The sequence below is a fragment of the [Clostridium] aminophilum genome (assembly GCF_900101295.1).
Classification (GTDB): Bacteria; Bacillota; Clostridia; order Lachnospirales; family Lachnospiraceae; genus Clostridium_R; species Clostridium_R aminophilum_A.
Map to the genome: position 1 here is coordinate 76,413 of NZ_FOIL01000007.1, position 15,322 is coordinate 91,734.

The 15,322-nt window shown below is 52.2% G+C and carries 13 protein-coding genes and 2 pseudogenes; all 15 read right to left on the reverse strand.

Annotation, left to right across the window (positions count from 1 at the left end; all coding sequences use genetic code 11):
* Positions 1 to 262: 262 nt before the first annotated feature.
* On the reverse strand, positions 263 to 2,266 hold the full coding sequence (locus BMW41_RS03590; RefSeq protein ID WP_074648889.1) for an EAL domain-containing protein: 2,004 nt from the start codon (positions 2,264 to 2,266) through the stop codon (positions 263 to 265).
* Positions 2,267 to 2,388: 122 nt separating this feature from the next.
* Entirely contained in the window at positions 2,389 to 3,027 is a 639-nt protein-coding gene (locus tag BMW41_RS15295; protein ID WP_278280324.1) for a 5-formyltetrahydrofolate cyclo-ligase, read from the reverse strand.
* Positions 3,007 to 4,614, reverse strand: a pseudogene (locus tag BMW41_RS03595) (NAD(P)/FAD-dependent oxidoreductase); the annotation flags it as partial. The gene BMW41_RS15295 and the pseudogene BMW41_RS03595, both read right to left, overlap by 21 nt.
* Before the next feature lie 165 nt (positions 4,615 to 4,779).
* Positions 4,780 to 6,705 (reverse strand): heavy metal translocating P-type ATPase, encoded by a 1,926-nt coding sequence (locus tag BMW41_RS03600; RefSeq protein ID WP_074648891.1) that lies wholly within the window; start codon positions 6,703 to 6,705, stop codon positions 4,780 to 4,782.
* A gap of 51 nt (positions 6,706 to 6,756) precedes the next feature.
* Entirely contained in the window at positions 6,757 to 6,972 is a 216-nt protein-coding gene (locus tag BMW41_RS03605) for a heavy-metal-associated domain-containing protein (RefSeq protein WP_031471535.1), read from the reverse strand.
* Between the two features lie 94 nt (positions 6,973 to 7,066).
* The gene (locus BMW41_RS03610) at positions 7,067 to 7,402 is read right to left on the reverse strand and encodes an ArsR/SmtB family transcription factor (protein WP_031471536.1); all 336 of its coding nucleotides are present in this window, start codon (positions 7,400 to 7,402) and stop codon (positions 7,067 to 7,069) included.
* Between the two features lie 343 nt (positions 7,403 to 7,745).
* Entirely contained in the window at positions 7,746 to 7,961 is a 216-nt protein-coding gene (locus BMW41_RS03615; RefSeq protein ID WP_074648892.1) for a hypothetical protein, read from the reverse strand.
* Positions 7,962 to 7,976: 15 nt separating this feature from the next.
* Positions 7,977 to 8,336 (reverse strand): hypothetical protein, encoded by a 360-nt coding sequence (locus BMW41_RS03620; RefSeq protein ID WP_074648893.1) that lies wholly within the window; start codon positions 8,334 to 8,336, stop codon positions 7,977 to 7,979.
* A gap of 46 nt (positions 8,337 to 8,382) precedes the next feature.
* Entirely contained in the window at positions 8,383 to 9,342 is a 960-nt protein-coding gene (locus BMW41_RS03625; protein ID WP_074648894.1) for an SPFH domain-containing protein, read from the reverse strand.
* Positions 9,343 to 9,598: 256 nt separating this feature from the next.
* On the reverse strand, positions 9,599 to 10,039 hold the full coding sequence (locus BMW41_RS03630; RefSeq protein WP_074648895.1) for an HD domain-containing protein: 441 nt from the start codon (positions 10,037 to 10,039) through the stop codon (positions 9,599 to 9,601).
* 217 nt (positions 10,040 to 10,256) lie between these two features.
* Positions 10,257 to 11,537 carry a BaiN/RdsA family NAD(P)/FAD-dependent oxidoreductase gene (locus BMW41_RS03635; protein ID WP_074648896.1) on the reverse strand — a complete coding sequence of 427 codons (1,281 nt, stop codon included), beginning with the start codon at positions 11,535 to 11,537 and terminating at the stop codon, positions 10,257 to 10,259.
* A gap of 10 nt (positions 11,538 to 11,547) precedes the next feature.
* Positions 11,548 to 13,209 carry a putative polysaccharide biosynthesis protein gene (locus BMW41_RS03640; RefSeq protein WP_074648897.1) on the reverse strand — a complete coding sequence of 554 codons (1,662 nt, stop codon included), beginning with the start codon at positions 13,207 to 13,209 and terminating at the stop codon, positions 11,548 to 11,550.
* On the reverse strand, positions 13,206 to 13,703 hold the full coding sequence (ybeY, locus tag BMW41_RS03645) for an rRNA maturation RNase YbeY (protein ID WP_074648898.1): 498 nt from the start codon (positions 13,701 to 13,703) through the stop codon (positions 13,206 to 13,208). Before ybeY ends, BMW41_RS03640 begins: the two co-directional genes overlap by 4 nt.
* 32 nt (positions 13,704 to 13,735) lie before the next feature.
* Complete coding sequence (locus BMW41_RS03650) at positions 13,736 to 14,794, reverse strand: PhoH family protein (protein WP_074648899.1); 1,059 nt, start codon at positions 14,792 to 14,794, stop codon at positions 13,736 to 13,738.
* Between the two features lie 291 nt (positions 14,795 to 15,085).
* Positions 15,086 to 15,322: pseudogene (locus tag BMW41_RS14735) on the reverse strand (group II intron reverse transcriptase/maturase); the annotation flags it as partial.

A 15,322-nucleotide genomic window follows, 5' to 3' on the forward strand; every position in this document is an offset into this window, starting at 1 on the left:
TTCGTTTTCGCGAGCAACGAGTGAAACCCGAACAGCGTGTTTCAGCTCGTTCCATGCATCTCCTTATATTACTATAAGATGGTTGGATTCGCAAGTTTCCCTTGACGGCGAGTCGTCTGTTATCCGCCGGCCACCCCGGATTGCGGGGATGAGGGGAGCGAAATCCGATGGCGGCTTTATTCGGCCTTTTTCTGCAACGCAGGCACCGCTTCTTTTCAGAACCTGAAAAGGAACGGCGCCTGTCGTTTTAACCTGTATTTTTTTATTCTGTTCCGGAGTTTTCTGCCATAAACGCTTTAAACTCTTCCGGCGGGAGCGGTTTTGAGAAATAGAAGCCCTGCTCATAATCGCAGCCCAGTTTGATCATGGTATCCATCATTTCCTTTGTCTCGATTCCCTCGACGACAATCTCCATATTCGAGTGCTGAAACAGCCGGATGAGATCCGGAAGGAACGGAGCCTTTCCGTCAAAGAAGGACCGGGTAAACAGCATATCGATCTTGACCACGTGGATCGGAAGTTTCATCAGACTGGTCAGATTGGACGCTCCGGTACCGAAATCATCCAGTGACAGTTCCGCGCCCATTGACTGGAGCCCCTGGATCTGCATCTGAATCATATCGTAATCCTCGACCAGGGATTCCGTGATCTCGAAATCAAACATGCTCATCGGGATTCCATGTCTTCCGGCGATCTCGGAGAGCTCTCTCAGAAGACTGTGACTCATGCACTGAATCGGTGAGAGATTGATGTTGATAAAATCGATCCCGAGCTTCTTCGTATCGACTGTTTTCAGAAATATGCAGGTCTTCTCAAATACCTGCCGTCCGATCTCCATGATATCGCCGTTCTTTTCCGCCACCGGAATGAAGTCGAGCGGTGAAATATAGCCGAGAACCGGATCCTGCAGCCGCGCAAGGGCCTCTGCTCCCTGAACCGTTTTTTCTCTTGTTGAGTAGATCGGCTGAAAATAGACCTCAAAACGATTGGCTGCGATCGCATCTTTGACCGCTCTCTCCACGGATTTCCGTTTCCGGACACTTTCGACCATCTGATCGGAAAAGACATCGTGCCCTCTCCGGTTTTCATCGTAGGATCTGGCGTTGGAATACCGCACAAGGTCGCCGAGATCGATTTCATTTCCGGAAAGGATGGAATCCGGAATCAGCAGGGCGGAGATTTTCATCGGAACCGTTCCGGTATATGATTTCTGAAATTCGTCATAGTTGCTCTTCCACTCCTCCATCATCTGAGGCGCAGTCATATGGGGATGACCGCGGAGAAGAAGGGAAAAGTTTCCGTTCCGGATATAAAATGCAAGCGAATGCGGAAAGGTTTTCATCAGCCATGAAGCAAAGATCCGGAGGCCGTCATTTACCATGCTGACTCCATAGATGGATTTGGATGCCTCATAGTTGTGAATGGACATTGTCAGCAGACTGAACGGAATTCTCTTTTCCCGATAATCTCTTTGAATCAGATCCAGCGCCTCTTTATTCATCAGTTTTGTCCGGCTATCCCGATACAGGTCCGGGTTCTCGGCCGTAAGGTAGATGATGATAATGGAAATGATGCTGAAGTAGCTGGTCACCAGAATATGGTAGAACTGCTTCCGCATAATGATTCCGATAAAGAGAATAATGTTGAAGGACAGCAGTCCGGCCCGCATTCTTCCGGACAGACGTTTCCAGGAACGGGCGATCATACCGACCGATACGGCGAGATAAAAATAGGTGACGGTATAAATCAGCTGATACAGGCCGCAATTCTCGTATCCGTTCTCTCCGATTCTGTAGATCGTATGTGTCCACGGCGTCGACAGAACCAGCAAAATCATGACCACGGTCGGAAGAGCTGTCAGAATCATAAAAAGGCGGCTGTCATTCCAGCAGCGGGTGGTCTCCATGGTGTACGCAAACAGAGCCCATCCGCGGATGACAAAAGCCAGAAAAAAAGCGTGATTGATGGCGTAGAGAGACCAGACCGGAAAATCGGTCCAGATCGTGATCCACTCACAGGCCACAATATCCGTGCTTGTCATGATCAGATTGGATATCATAATAAGCCAGAAATAGGAGCTCTGCCGAATGGGCAGATTTCTCCGGAACCCGTAGAAAATGAGAAGAATGATCTGTACCGGTATCGATGCAATTGCAAAATCATAATTAAAAGGACTAATCCATTGGAGCATGCTGTTTCTCCCTTTTTCCTGACCGGAAGCAATATCTGTAATCAGTGCCTTCTGTATTTCACGAAGCTCATCCATTCATAGGATCCGTTTTGTGGAATCATAAAAGAAATATCGTCAATTACTTATGATGTATTCATCATTTCTTCGGCTTATCCGATTTCAGAATTACGAGTGTCCCGGATCCGGTGGTGAATGAATCAGTCGCTGGTTTTCCGGCTCTTCTCCGGGGATTCGTCAAAACGGAGAATTCGCTTTTCCGTGACGATCCGGTCCGGGCGAAGGTCAAAATCTGCATGAGGAACAGTGTCAAAGAACTGCTGTTCATAGGCGATCGCAATGCGCTTGTGGTCAGGTTCGGCCGCAAAGAAACGGTCATAGAATCCGCCGCCGTAACCGCACCGCCATCCCTCGTCACAGAAGGCGACTCCCGGCGTGATGACAGGACAGGTCTTGTCGTCCGCCTGTTCGCATCCGCTCTTCGGTTCCAGAAGGTCAAACCCGCCCCGTTCGAGATCCTGCGGTCCGGAAATATAGTAAAAATGCATGGTCTTTCCCGCAGCATCTTTTTCCACACGGGGAACCGCGACGCGGATTCCGCGCTTCAGGAGATGCCGGATGATACCTTCCGTGTCCGCTTCTCCGTGAACACTGACATAGGCGTAGACGGTTTTACCGTCTCCCAGCACGTCATCCATTATCTGGGTCAGGTTCTCCAAAAGGCCCTTTTTCCACTGTGCACGATCTTCCTCGGAGGTGTTCTTCCGGCGCTCTGCCACCTCGGCTCGGAGGTCTTTTTTGGTGATCAGGGCATTTCCGGGTGAATACTGTTCCGCAATCTTTTCCGCGCATTTCAGGCCGTCCATGGCTGCAGAGGTGATTCCTCCCGCATAGCCTGCCCCCTCGCCGCAGGGAAACAGTCCTCTGCATGCGACGGACTCGAGACTGTCCTTATCCCTCGGAATCCGTACCGGGGAGGAGGTCCGGCTCTCCACGCCGGCGATGACGGTATCGGGACGGTCAAAGCCTTCAATGATGCGGCCGAAATGATCCATTCCCTCGGTCAGCGATTCCGCGATCTCGTCCGGGAAGATATGACGCACATCGCCAAAGGTGTATTTTCCGCCGAATACCGGCTTCACTTCGCCGAAGTGATCGGAAATGCGGCTTTTTCGGAAATCCTCCAGAAGCTGAACCGGAATGGCGCCGTTTCCTGCCTCATAGGCCGCTTTTTCCAGCCTCTGCTGGAAGGACATTCCGCGAAGCACATCGTCTCCCTCGAAATCTTCCGGGCGCACGGTCACAATGATCGCGCTGTTGGCCGTTCCGCTGTCCCGTCTGGAATTGGACATTCCGTTCACGGCCAGCATGCCCTTTTCACTGGACGCATTGACGACGATACCGCCCGGACACATACAGAAAGAGTATACGCCGCGGCCGTTTGCAGCCGTGTATGTCAGTTTGTAGGACGCCTCGCCGAATTCGCCCGCTTCCGCTCTTCCGTATTGGGATTGGTTGATCATGGACTGGGGATGCTGTACGCGGACACCTACGGCAAAAGGTTTCGGTTCCATGCCGAGTTCCTGACCGTTCAGGAGCTGGAAGGTATCCCGTGCCGAGTGTCCGATCGCGAGGATGACCGTCTCCGCAGGGATGACCTCACCGGTGGAAAGCATGACACCGCTGACACGACGGTTTCCGTCTGCGTCATTTTCCGTCAGCAGTCCGCTGAATTTTGTGCCGAAACGGATCTCTCCGCCGAGGGCAAGGATCTCTTTCCGGATATTCCGCACGACGCCGATCAGAACATCTGTGCCGATGTGCGGATTGTTCACATAACAGATGTCCGGATCAGCTCCGGCTTCCGCGAACATCTTCAGAACTTCACGATTGCGTCCGAGGGGATCTTTCACCATTGTATTCAGTTTTCCGTCGGAAAAAGTTCCAGCTCCGCCTTCCCCGAACTGAACGTTCGATTCCGGATCGAGGGGACCGCCCTCCCAGAATGCACGTACGTCTTCGGTCCGTTTTTCCACCTTCTGTCCGCGTTCGAGGACAATTGGGCGGTAACCGGCACGGGCGAGGTTCAGCGCGGCGGTCATGCCGGCGGGGCCAAATCCGATGATGACGGGACGGGTTTTCATAACCTTCGGCCCCGGCAGCGGGAACTGATAGGCCCGGTCCCGGCTGACCGATACGGAGCGGTCGCGGCATTTTCGGACGATGGCCGCTTCGTCGCCGCGAACGCTGAGATTCAGCGCAAACGAGTAGTGAATGTCCTCTTTCTTTCGGGCATCGAGAGAACGGCGGATCAGATGAATTTCGGAGATCCGGTCCTCCGGAATGTTTAAGATTTTTGCTGCTTTTCTGCGCAGGTCCTCTTCGGTATAGGAAATGGACATGCGAAGCTGACTGATACGGATCATATGGTTTACCTGCTTTTTATGGAATGTAAATTTTGTATTCACTTTGGCGTGGATCTCTTCGTTCTCCGGTGTATCGTCTGCACGATACGGCGAAAATACCGGTCCGGAAATACGAAGGACCGTTCCCATTGTACACAATACCATGTAAAATGGGAACGGCTGTAACTAAACTGTAATAGAACTGTTCGCTTTTAACAGACGCATGGAGTTCAGGATGCATAAAACCGCGACGCCGACGTCGGCGAATACGGCTGCCCACATATTGGCGATACCGACTGCACCGAGAATCAGGATCAGCACCTTCACGGTGATGGCAAACACGATATTCTGAGCGGAAACGGCAGCGGTTTTTTTTGCGATGGCGATCACGCCCGGAATCCGGGAAAGATTATCATCCATGATCACCACATCGGCGGCTTCGATCGCGGCGTCAGAGCCCATGGAACCCATGGCGATGCCGACATCAGCGCGGGTGAGAACCGGCGCATCGTTGATCCCGTCCCCGATAAAGGCAAGTCTTCCCCGTCCCGCCGTGTCACCGTTTTTCTGCAGCCCGGTCAGAAGAGATTCTACTTCGCTCACTTTATCCTGGGGAAGAAGTTCGGCGCGCACAAGATCCACACCGAGTTCTTTTCCGACCGCATCCGCGGCCTCACGGCGGTCTCCGGTCAGCATGACAAAGCTGCGCACGCCGGCTTTTTTCATCCCGCGGATGGCCTCCGGCGCAGATTCTTTGATCCGGTCGCGAATCAGAATCGCGCCGAGATACCGATCGACTTCCGCGACAAATACGATGGTTGCCGCAGGATCTTCGATGTTTTCCGGGAGAATCCCCTGATCCTCCATGAATTTCCGGCTTCCGACAAGGATCTTCCGGCCGCCTGCTCTGGCGGTAATTCCCTTTCCGGATACATTTTCCGAATCTGTGGGCCGCTCGGTGATCGGCTGCGTCTTTCCGAACCGCGTTTCATACTCCGCAAGGATGGAGTGGGCGATAGGATGAAGGGACAGGCTTTCGGCGATGGCCGCGGTTCGCAGAAGATCTTCCGGTGTCACGCCCTCCGCCGGACGAAGATCCGTGACGGTAAAGCTTCCTTCGGTCAGTGTTCCGGTTTTATCGGACACCACGGTGTCGAGATGCGCCAGAAGTTCGAGATAATTCGAACCTTTTACCAGCACGCCGCTCTTGGATGCGGCTCCGATCCCGCCAAAAAAGGCCAGCGGGACGGAAATGACCAGAGCACACGGACAGGAAATAACGAGGAACGTGCAGGCACGGTAGATCCAGGTCATCCATCCTCCGAACATGAGCGGAGGAAGAATGGCGAGCATGACGGCGAGTCCGACGACGATCGGTGTATATACTCTGGCAAAACGTGTGATAAATGCTTCGGTCCGGGATTTTTTCTCGGAGGCATTTTCCACCAGTTCCAGAATCCGGGAAACGGTCGAATCCTCAAATTCTTTGACCGCTTTTACCCGGAGAAGCCCCTCTCCGTTCACGCATCCGGAGATGACATCGTCACCTTCCCGGACGGTTCGGGGAACGGGTTCCCCCGTCAGCGCGGAGGTGTTGATCAGGCTTTCACCGGAAAGAACCACGCTGTCCACCGGGATTTTTTCACCCGGACGGATCACAAGGATATCGCCCGGACATACATCATCCGGATCGACTGTCTCGAAGCTGCCATCCTCCTGTTCCACATTGGCAAATTCGGGGACGATATCCATCAGATCGGAAATGGACTGTCGGGATTTGCCGACGGCATATCCCTGAAACCATTCGCCCACCTGATAAAAGGCCATGACGGCGACGGCTTCGGAGTTTTCGCCGGTTGCAAACGCACCGATTGTCGCGATAAACATCAGAAAGCATTCGTCGAGGGGCTGTCGGTTCCGGATTCCGAGAAACGCTTTTCGGACAACCGGATAACCGCACAAAAGATAGGGAATCAGGTAAAGGACAAAATTGATCTTCCTGTCGCCGAACAGAGCCGGCAGCATTCCGGTTTTCTCTGCCGTCATCATGATCAGGAACAGAATAACGGCAGAACAGATTTTGATCAGTTCTTTTTTCTGTTTATCATTCATGGATGTATTCCTTTCATCCAACCGGGAACGACGGGCTGTTCACGTTCGGATTCAGATATCGACACGGAAGTCCGGCTCGATTTTACGGCCTTCTTCGATCGCTTTATGAAGAATCTCGTCAAAACGGTCATCGTCCGCATCCAGCGTGAACTTCTGCATCATAAAGTTGACTTTTACGTCGTGAACACCATCCATCGCGCTGATGGCTCTCTCTACTTTGGCGGCGCAGTTTGCACAGTCAATGTCACATTTGAATTTCTTTTTCATGTTTTTTCTCCTTTTGTCTGTATCGGAATTCTATCCTGTTCGTGACTCTCCGGTTTTCCGGAATGACTCCGGACATCCGGAATGCGATGATCGGTTATTCTTCGATGTGTTCTTTTCCCATCGCAATGATGGTTTTGACGTGTTCGTCCGCGAGGGAATAAATGATGGTTTTTCCTCTTCGCTTTGACTGAATCAGTTTGGAACTCTTCAGCAGCTTCAGCTGATGACTGACCGCCGACTGATTCATCTGCAGATCTTCGCAGATTTCCGTGACGTTTCGTTCGCCCTGAAACAGATCGTAAAGAATTCTGATCCGCGTTGAATCGGCAAATACCTTGAACAGTTCCGCCAGATTGAACAGCTCATCTTCCGAAACATTGGCAATCAGGTGCTCGATCTTCTTCTCATCGTAAACGATGTTCTGCTCCATCGGTACCTCCTTCTCTGTAAATAATATTTTCATATGAATATATTATCATATGTTCGACCTATGTTCAAGGGATCACGGAGATATTTTTCTGAAATTTCTTACTGCCGCGAGGTCAGGGCTGTTTCCATCATTCGGCCCGAAGCCGATGAAAAACGAGTTGAAACACGCTTAGGGGGGCACTCGTTATCGAGGCAGTCGCAAGGGCCTCACTGGGGCGTGGGCTTTGGCGACTGCCGTGAAAACATAAAAAAGGAAGACCCGCGTCTGTACGGATCTTCCTTTTCACAGCAGCGGGCCGTCAATGAGTCGCAGTCAGCCTGCCGCCTGATATATATTCCGGACATTATTCTTCTTCCGGACCGCCCTCTTCGTCAAAAAGTTCGAGGCTGTCGATGACATCCTCAAAATCTTCCCGGAGTTCCTCCATCGTATCGCCCTCATAGCTGTAGAGAACACCTTCGATCTCAACCTCACCCGAATAATACTTTTCTTTCAGATGATAGATCACAGACCCCTTATAACCGTTATATTCCAGTTCATGAGTGTTGTCACTGTTCATGGTGGTTCCTTTCCGTCAGAGATTTCTGCAGTCGGTCAGTCTTCGCTTGACGCCGTTCAGTACAACATAACCCATTTCCGGTTCCTCATGTACGATATAGCGCGGACCGGTGGATGCGTGATGATGTCCGTGTCTGGTCTCACAGGTCAGATCCTGTGACTCCGGCACGACATGGCCGTCATCGGATATGGTTTTCCCGAAACGTTTCTGAAGCATATCGGGAATAACGGTTTCGGATGTTTTCCGTTTTTGGGGCGGCGTCTGGATGTTTCCGGCGGACCGGTTTCGCTGTTTGTTTTCTTTGCTTGCCTGAAGCACTTTTCGTATGACAAAGACGATGAATACGACGTAGGCCAGGCTGAATGTTAACTCCATAAGCCCTCCTTAAGAACCGGATTTCTCAGAATCGATCGTGTATGTCTCAGGCTTTCGGAGCCGGGTCGCAATTGCTGCCGTTATCCGTTCCGGAAGCTACCGCGTGGATACCGGCGGCAAGACCTGCAAGACCCTGAATTTCTGACGGAATGATGATCTTTGTCGCCTTACCGTCCGCGGCATGGGCAAAGGCCTCCAGACTCTTCAGCTGAAGAACATTCTGATCGACGTTGGCCTCTTTGATCATCCGAAGACCTTCCGCGGTCGCTTCCTGAACCTGGCGAATCGCTTCGGCACGGCCTTCCGCTTCTTTCACAGTCTTCTCCTTGAATGCTTCCGCTTCCAGAATCATCGCCTGCTTCTTTGCTTCCGCGTCGAGGACAGCAGACTCTTTCTTACCTTCCGCTGTCAGGATCATGGATTTTTTCTCACCTTCCGCTGTCAGGATGGCTGCTCGCTTATCTCTCTCTGCCTTGGCCTCTTTTTCCATGGACTCTTTGATCGCCTGCGGCGGAACGATATTCTTCAGCTCGCAGCGGGAAAGCTTGATTCCCCACGGATCGGTCGCCACATCCAGCGTGGCAAGCATCTGGGCATTGACGCGCTCGCGGCTTGTCAGCGTCTCATCCAGCGTCATATCACCGATGATGTTTCGAAGTGTGGTTGCGGTCAGGTTCTCCATCGCCATGATGGGATTTTCCACGCCGTATGCGTATAACTTCGGATCCACCACGCGGAAATAGAGGACAGAGTCAATGGTCATGGTGACATTGTCCTTGGTGATAACCGGCTGCGGCGCGAAATCGGCAACCTGCTCTTTCAGCAGAACTTTGCGGGTAATATGATCCACAATCGGAATCTTTACATGAAGCCCCGCGCCCCATGTGCCGTAATATACACCCAGACGTTCAATGACGAACGCGTAAGACTGCGGTACGATTCGAATGTTCGCTGCCAGAAACATAATGACAGCAATGATAATGATGAGAATGAAAACAAATCCCATACTGCTTCCTCCCGACTGAAAACCAGTCAAATCAGATTCAAGTCTCGCTTCACGAAACCTGTGCCGGATTCGGGTCTATGAAAGCAGACTTTCTGCCATCCGAATCCGCGCATTCTCGCGGAGCGTATATCCCCGGCGGGGGTAAATTCCCGTCTGAGATATAGTGGTTACTGTCGGAATTATATCATAATTGACGGACTCATTTTCTTACAATAAGATTATCAGAACCTGACATTATTGACAGGTCTGCTCTGTTTCATCCGCGGTCAAACTCTTCGAGATAACGCAGGGACCGCTCGTATTTTTCCTTCCGCGCTTCATCTTTCGGCGAAATTCTGCGCAGACGCGTCTCATCCATATTGTGCCGGAGATCGGACATTTTTACCTTTCGCGCAATCTCATTCGGCGCAATCCGCCGGATATAATCGTCATAGGATACACCTTCCGGCCGGGTCAGAATTTCCAGGGCCACAAGAACCGGTTCGGAAAATCCTTCTTCCGCCAGTTCCTCGATCGTCATATCGGTATCTTCGATCACGTCATGCAAAAGAGCCGCACAGGCAGTCTGCTCATCCGTCATGGATTCGGCCACGTGCCACGGATGAAAACAGTACGGCACGCCGCTCTTATCGGTCTGCCCCATGTGCTGCTGATACATGATCTTCATCGCTTTTCGGGTTGCATCGGTATATATCATACGCTTCCTCTCTCCCATCGGGCGGGGATGAAACTCTCGTTTTTACAGCGTTATATGTATTTTTCGGATGAAACCGCACTTTCAATAAATCCAGAATAAAAAATAGTTGGAAGGCAGACGTATAAATTTCACGGCGCAGTCGTTCTTTCCGGTGAGGACACCGATAACCGGAGGCCTAGCCTCATCCCGAAGGATCCGTCCTGAAAAGAGGAAGAAATCATGATCCGCAGGCTGCGGCGCTTCCGGCGGCAAAACCGGATGCCCATGCCCAGTGGAGATTATATCCGCCGCAGATTCCGTCCACATCAACGATCTCACCGGCAAAATAAAGACCGGAGCGTTTTCTTGACTCCATGGTCTCCGGAGTGATCTCGTGGACATCGATTCCGCCGCAGCACACCTGTGCCTGTTCGAAGGAATTGGTGCCCGTCACATCCGTCGGAAACGAATGAATCAGCCGGGCAAGGTTTTTGAGATTTATGTCGGCAAGGTCGGAAACCGCACCGGAACCGGCATCGAAACGGATACCTGCCCGCTCCATCAGGAGATTTCCGAGTTTCCGGTTGAACCAACCGGTCAGAAATTCCGAGAGCTCCGTTCCCCCCAGTACCGATCTTCTCTGAACAAGCATGTCAAAAAGCTCTTCTTCTGTCCGGTCCGGCCAGAAATCCAGCACCGCACAGACTTTCTTTCCGTCGGCCAGCGCCCGGGACGCATAGCGGCTCACCTGAAAAACCGGGATGCCGGAAATGCCGTAGTCGGTGAGCTGTACTTCTCCCGTATCCTCGGCAAGAACTGTTCCGGAGACTTTCTCCCGCAGTGCAGCGCGCGCACGGATCCGGACACCGCTGATTTTTTTGTAGAAATTTTCCGCACAGCGAAGCTGAACCAGAGCCGGCAGCGGCTCAATGATCCGGTGCCCGTATCGTTCGGCGATGGCGTAACCGGATCCGTCCGATCCGGATTTCGGAGCCGCCTTGGAGCCGGCGGCCAGAATCACCGCATCCGCCGTGAAATTTCCGCAGTCGGTTCGGATCTGAAAACGGTCCGAACCCGATTCATCCGAACCCGCGGTCAGTTTTTTCTGATCCCGGATCTCTTCGATATGGCAGTTGACCACTGTCCGGACGCCGAGATGATCTGCCCGATGGCGAAGCACATCCAGAATCGACGCGGCCTGACCGGATGCCGGATAGAGATATCCGTCGCGCTCGGTGACCACAATGCCGAGATTTTCAAAAAAGCGTTCCACTTCATCCACCGGAAAACGGGAAATGACGGCCCACGGAAAATCCGGATCGCCGCTTCGCCAGAATTCCGGTTTCTGGAGCCGGTTGGCAAAGTTGCATTTTCCGTTTCCTGTGGACAGAATCTTTTTTCCGACCCGGTCATTGTGTTCCAGAATGGTAACCCTTGCGCCGCATTCTGCCGCGCGCACGGCAGCGGCAAGCCCGGCTGCACCTCCTCCGATTACGGTCACAAAGCGTTTATTTGCCATATATTTTTCCTCACATCAGTCTGCATTTTTTGACCAGGCCCATAAGTTTTGTTCCGCCGGGCATATGGCGGAGCTCCTCTTCGGTAATGCCGCGAAGAAGGAGAAGAACCGCTCCGTATACAAGAACCGCGAACCCAACCGAACCCGCAATGGCCAGAATGTTGATCGGGACAACCGCATAAATGCCATGGTAGATCAGCCAGGCAAAGATGCCCATGACGGCGCTGGAGGCTCCCGGAACAAAAAACGTTCTCCGGAACTCCTGCCGGTAGGGGATCGCGGCCCGGATCGACCGCTGATTCAGCCAGCACATCAAAACCGCAAAGAAGATTTTGGAGTGAACCAGCGCATAGATTCCCATCCGGAGCGGAATCAGCATAATCACGAGAACGACGATATGAAGAATCAGCGCAATCAGCGCATTTTTCACCGGTTCTCGGAAGCGGCCCAGTCCCTGCAGTATCGCATTGCTCACCGTGGACATGGAGAGAAAAATGATGACGCTGCTTCCGTAGATCATCATGCGGATCGCTTCGGTGTTATCGCCGCTGTGGAACAAAAGGTTCATGGAGGGCTCCGCAAGAACAGTCAGGCCGACAGTACACGGAATGGCGATTAACATGGAAAAACGGATGACAAGTCCCGTCTTCTTCACCATTTCCCGTACATCTTTTCTTGCGCATGCGCCGGAGATTGACGGAATCAGGGATGAGGACAGGGAGTTTGCCATCGCCAGCGGTACATTGACCAGAAGCATGTATTTATTGTTGAAAATACCCCAGAGTGAGAGAAAACGGTCTCCCTGTCCGGTCATGGCCATTCCATGGGCCATGATTCCGTTGTCAATGACACTGTTAATGTTGTAGATGGTGGAGCTGAGAATGACCGGAATGGTGATGGAAAGCAGCGCATTTCCGACTTTTCCGAAACTGTCAGACAAGCCGGTCGCGTCTCTGCGGCACCGTCTCCGGATGATCGGACGGTAAAGAAAAAAGAGTCCGAGGACAAAGAGAAACGCGGCAAATGCGCCCATTCCGGTGCCGATGGTTCCGCCGGCCGCACCGAACGCCTCTGCATATCCGTCCCCTTTTTCCGCCCAGAAAGCTCCGTTTCCCATGCGGAAAAGGTAAAAGGCAGCGACCACACTGATGACCGCATTGACGATCTGTTCCAGAATCTGGGAAACCGCGGTGGGAAGCATCGTTCCATGGCCCTGAAAAAAACCACGCAGAACGCCCAGATATGCCATCAGCCAGATGGTAGGTGCCAGCGCCCGCAGCGCATAGACGGCGAGGGAGGTTGCGAAGACCTTGCTCGCAAAAAAATCCGCGCCGAACCAGGTGACGAAAAAGGCCGTGCCGCCGACGATGGTCGCGTAAATCATTGCGACAGCAAAGATCCGGTAGACATTGCGGAATTCCTTTCTGGCCAGCTTGGCGGAGACCATGCGGGATACCGCCACCGGCAGACTGTAGGAGGAAAGGATCAGCATGATGTTGTACACATTGAATGCCGTTGAATAATACCCCATTCCCTCATCACCGATGATGTTGGTCATCGGAATGCGGTACAGAATGCCGATCAGCCGGACAATGATGCCCGCCGCAGCAAGGATGGATCCCTGAATCAGAAAGTTCGATCCGGTTTTTCCTCTTCCATCCGCTCCGCTCATCTTGTATACCCCTTTGACTGCAGAATCTCTTCCTGTTTCTTTTCCATGACGATTCGTTCATCGTCTTCCATGTGATCATATCCCATCAGGTGAAGCATACTGTGGGCCACGAGGAATGCCAGCTCTCTGGTTTCGGAGTGGCCGTAGCTCTCGGCCTGCTCGCGGACTTTGTCGATGGAAATGACGATATCGCCCAGAAGGAGTTCTCCGGTTTCCGGATTGAAGCAGTCTTCGGCGTCGTCTTCCAGCCGGTCAAAATCCGCCGGCGTCTCATAATCGCACATGGGGAAGCTGAGCACATCCGTAGGTCGGTCGATGCTGCGGAACTCCTTATTCAGCGCGTGGATATTCTCATTATCGGTCAGCACGACGCTCACTTCCGCCTCGTACGGACATTTTTCATAATCAAGGGCTGCGAGAACGATCTCTTCGATGATCTTCTCATAGGGAAGATTCAGTTCGCCCTCGTACTCATTTTCAATATTGACTGTCATTACAACCTCTTTCTCACACACCGGACGCGGTGTCAGTCTTTTTCTTTTTTGGATGTCTTGACGTTTCGTGCCGGTGCATGGCCTTTCCGGCTTTCTTTTCCGCTCTCCGCCTTCTCTTCTCTGACGTGACCCGAGCGGGCGGTCTCATAACGGTCGTAGGCCTCAACGATCTTCTGAACCAACGGGTGCCGCACCACATCTTCGCTGGTCAGATAACAGAAACCGATGTCGCTGATCCCTTTCAGGACGCGAATTGCCACATCCAGACCGGATACGGTGTCGGCCGGAAGATCTTTCTGCGTCCGGTCACCGGTGATGATGACCTTGGAACCGAAACCGATTCTCGTCAGAAACATTTTCATCTGCGCCGGTGTCGTGTTCTGAGCCTCATCCAGAATGATGTACGCATTATCGAGGGTACGGCCTCTCATATATGCCAAAGGCGCGACCTCGATCAGCCCCTTCTCGGCATTGTGGAGATAGCTGTCTGCTCCCATGATCTGGTAAAGGGCGTCATAGAGCGGACGAAGATAGGGATCGATCTTGCTCTGCAGATCCCCCGGAAGAAAGCCGAGTTTTTCTCCCGCTTCTATCGCCGGGCGGGTCAGAATAATGCGGTTGACTTCTCCGTTTTTGAATGCATGGATCGCCATCGCCATGGCAAGGTAGGTTTTTCCGGTACCCGCGGGACCGATGCCGAACACGATCATTTTCTTTCGAATGTTGTCGATATAGGCTTTCTGTCCCACTGTCTTCGGTTTGACCGGGCGTCCGTCAATGGTGTGGCAGATCACGTCGCGGTCAATCTCCAGAATCTTTCCGGCTTCCGACCGGAATGAAAGCGCAAGCGCATAATCGACGTTCTGATCAGTGATCGTATTGCCTCTTGCGGAAAGAGCAGTCAGGTTTTCGATGACGCTTTTGGTCTGCCGGATGGACTCTTCCGGTCCGATCACCTTGAGGGCGCCGTCACGGAGGATGATGGTGCTGTGCAGTGTCCGCTCGATCTTTTTTATGTAAGAATCAAACTGCCCGCAGACATTCGGGAGATGTTCCTGCGGAATATCGATGGTTGTCTCAATGATGCTCATAGATCTGTTCCGACTCCTTTAAAACATGTTGTCACATCACAGTCTATTCTAATACAATTTTGCGAAATTGTCTGTATGTTTTGCCGCAGCACGCCCCGGGAAGCCCCGCGGATTGTTGCTGATGCAGGCAAGGAAAGCCGCTTTTCAGGCGTTTCGGCACAAGAACAAAGTCCGCGGGGCGTTTTTGATTCATAGGGAATTTCGGAGAAATTTCCTATGAATCGAGTAGGAGGGAGTGATTAGCTCCCGTCCTCTCACAGCACCGTACGTACCGTTCGGTATACGGCGCTTTCAATAGTTGACGTGCACAGACTGATAGGCTGTGGCTAAATCATAAAAGCCACTGTTTATCAGTCTTTCTTTTGATAAGGCACGGTTAACCGCACCCATACCAGACACAAACCAATAGCCTCTACGGCTGTTGGCTGTGATATGTGCATAGTATTCGGGTATCCCCAGTTTAATAAGATTCCTCTTCTTAGTCTTGGGAAGTTTCCACTGTTTCCATATGCACATGCGTATTCTGTG

Excerpts from the sequence above, each read along its gene's own strand:
- BMW41_RS03625 (WP_074648894.1), bottom strand. The coding sequence starts at position 9,342 with ATGGGATTTGTTTTCATTCTCATCATTATCATTGCTGTCATTATGTTT.
- BMW41_RS03600 (WP_074648891.1), bottom strand. The coding sequence starts at position 6,705 with ATGAATGATAAACAGAAAAAAGAACTGATCAAAATCTGTTCTGCCGTT.
- BMW41_RS03610 (WP_031471536.1), bottom strand. The coding sequence starts at position 7,402 with ATGGAGCAGAACATCGTTTACGATGAGAAGAAGATCGAGCACCTGATT.
- BMW41_RS03615 (WP_074648892.1), bottom strand. The coding sequence starts at position 7,961 with ATGAACAGTGACAACACTCATGAACTGGAATATAACGGTTATAAGGGG.
- BMW41_RS03635 (WP_074648896.1), bottom strand. The coding sequence starts at position 11,537 with ATGGCAAATAAACGCTTTGTGACCGTAATCGGAGGAGGTGCAGCCGGG.
- BMW41_RS03620 (WP_074648893.1), bottom strand. The coding sequence starts at position 8,336 with ATGGAGTTAACATTCAGCCTGGCCTACGTCGTATTCATCGTCTTTGTC.
- BMW41_RS03605 (WP_031471535.1), bottom strand. The coding sequence starts at position 6,972 with ATGAAAAAGAAATTCAAATGTGACATTGACTGTGCAAACTGCGCCGCC.
- ybeY (WP_074648898.1), bottom strand. The coding sequence starts at position 13,703 with ATGACAGTCAATATTGAAAATGAGTACGAGGGCGAACTGAATCTTCCC.
- BMW41_RS03650 (WP_074648899.1), bottom strand. The coding sequence starts at position 14,794 with ATGAGCATCATTGAGACAACCATCGATATTCCGCAGGAACATCTCCCG.
- BMW41_RS03630 (WP_074648895.1), bottom strand. The coding sequence starts at position 10,039 with ATGATATATACCGATGCAACCCGAAAAGCGATGAAGATCATGTATCAG.
- BMW41_RS03590 (WP_074648889.1), bottom strand. The coding sequence starts at position 2,266 with ATGGATGAGCTTCGTGAAATACAGAAGGCACTGATTACAGATATTGCT.
- BMW41_RS03640 (WP_074648897.1), bottom strand. The coding sequence starts at position 13,209 with ATGAGCGGAGCGGATGGAAGAGGAAAAACCGGATCGAACTTTCTGATT.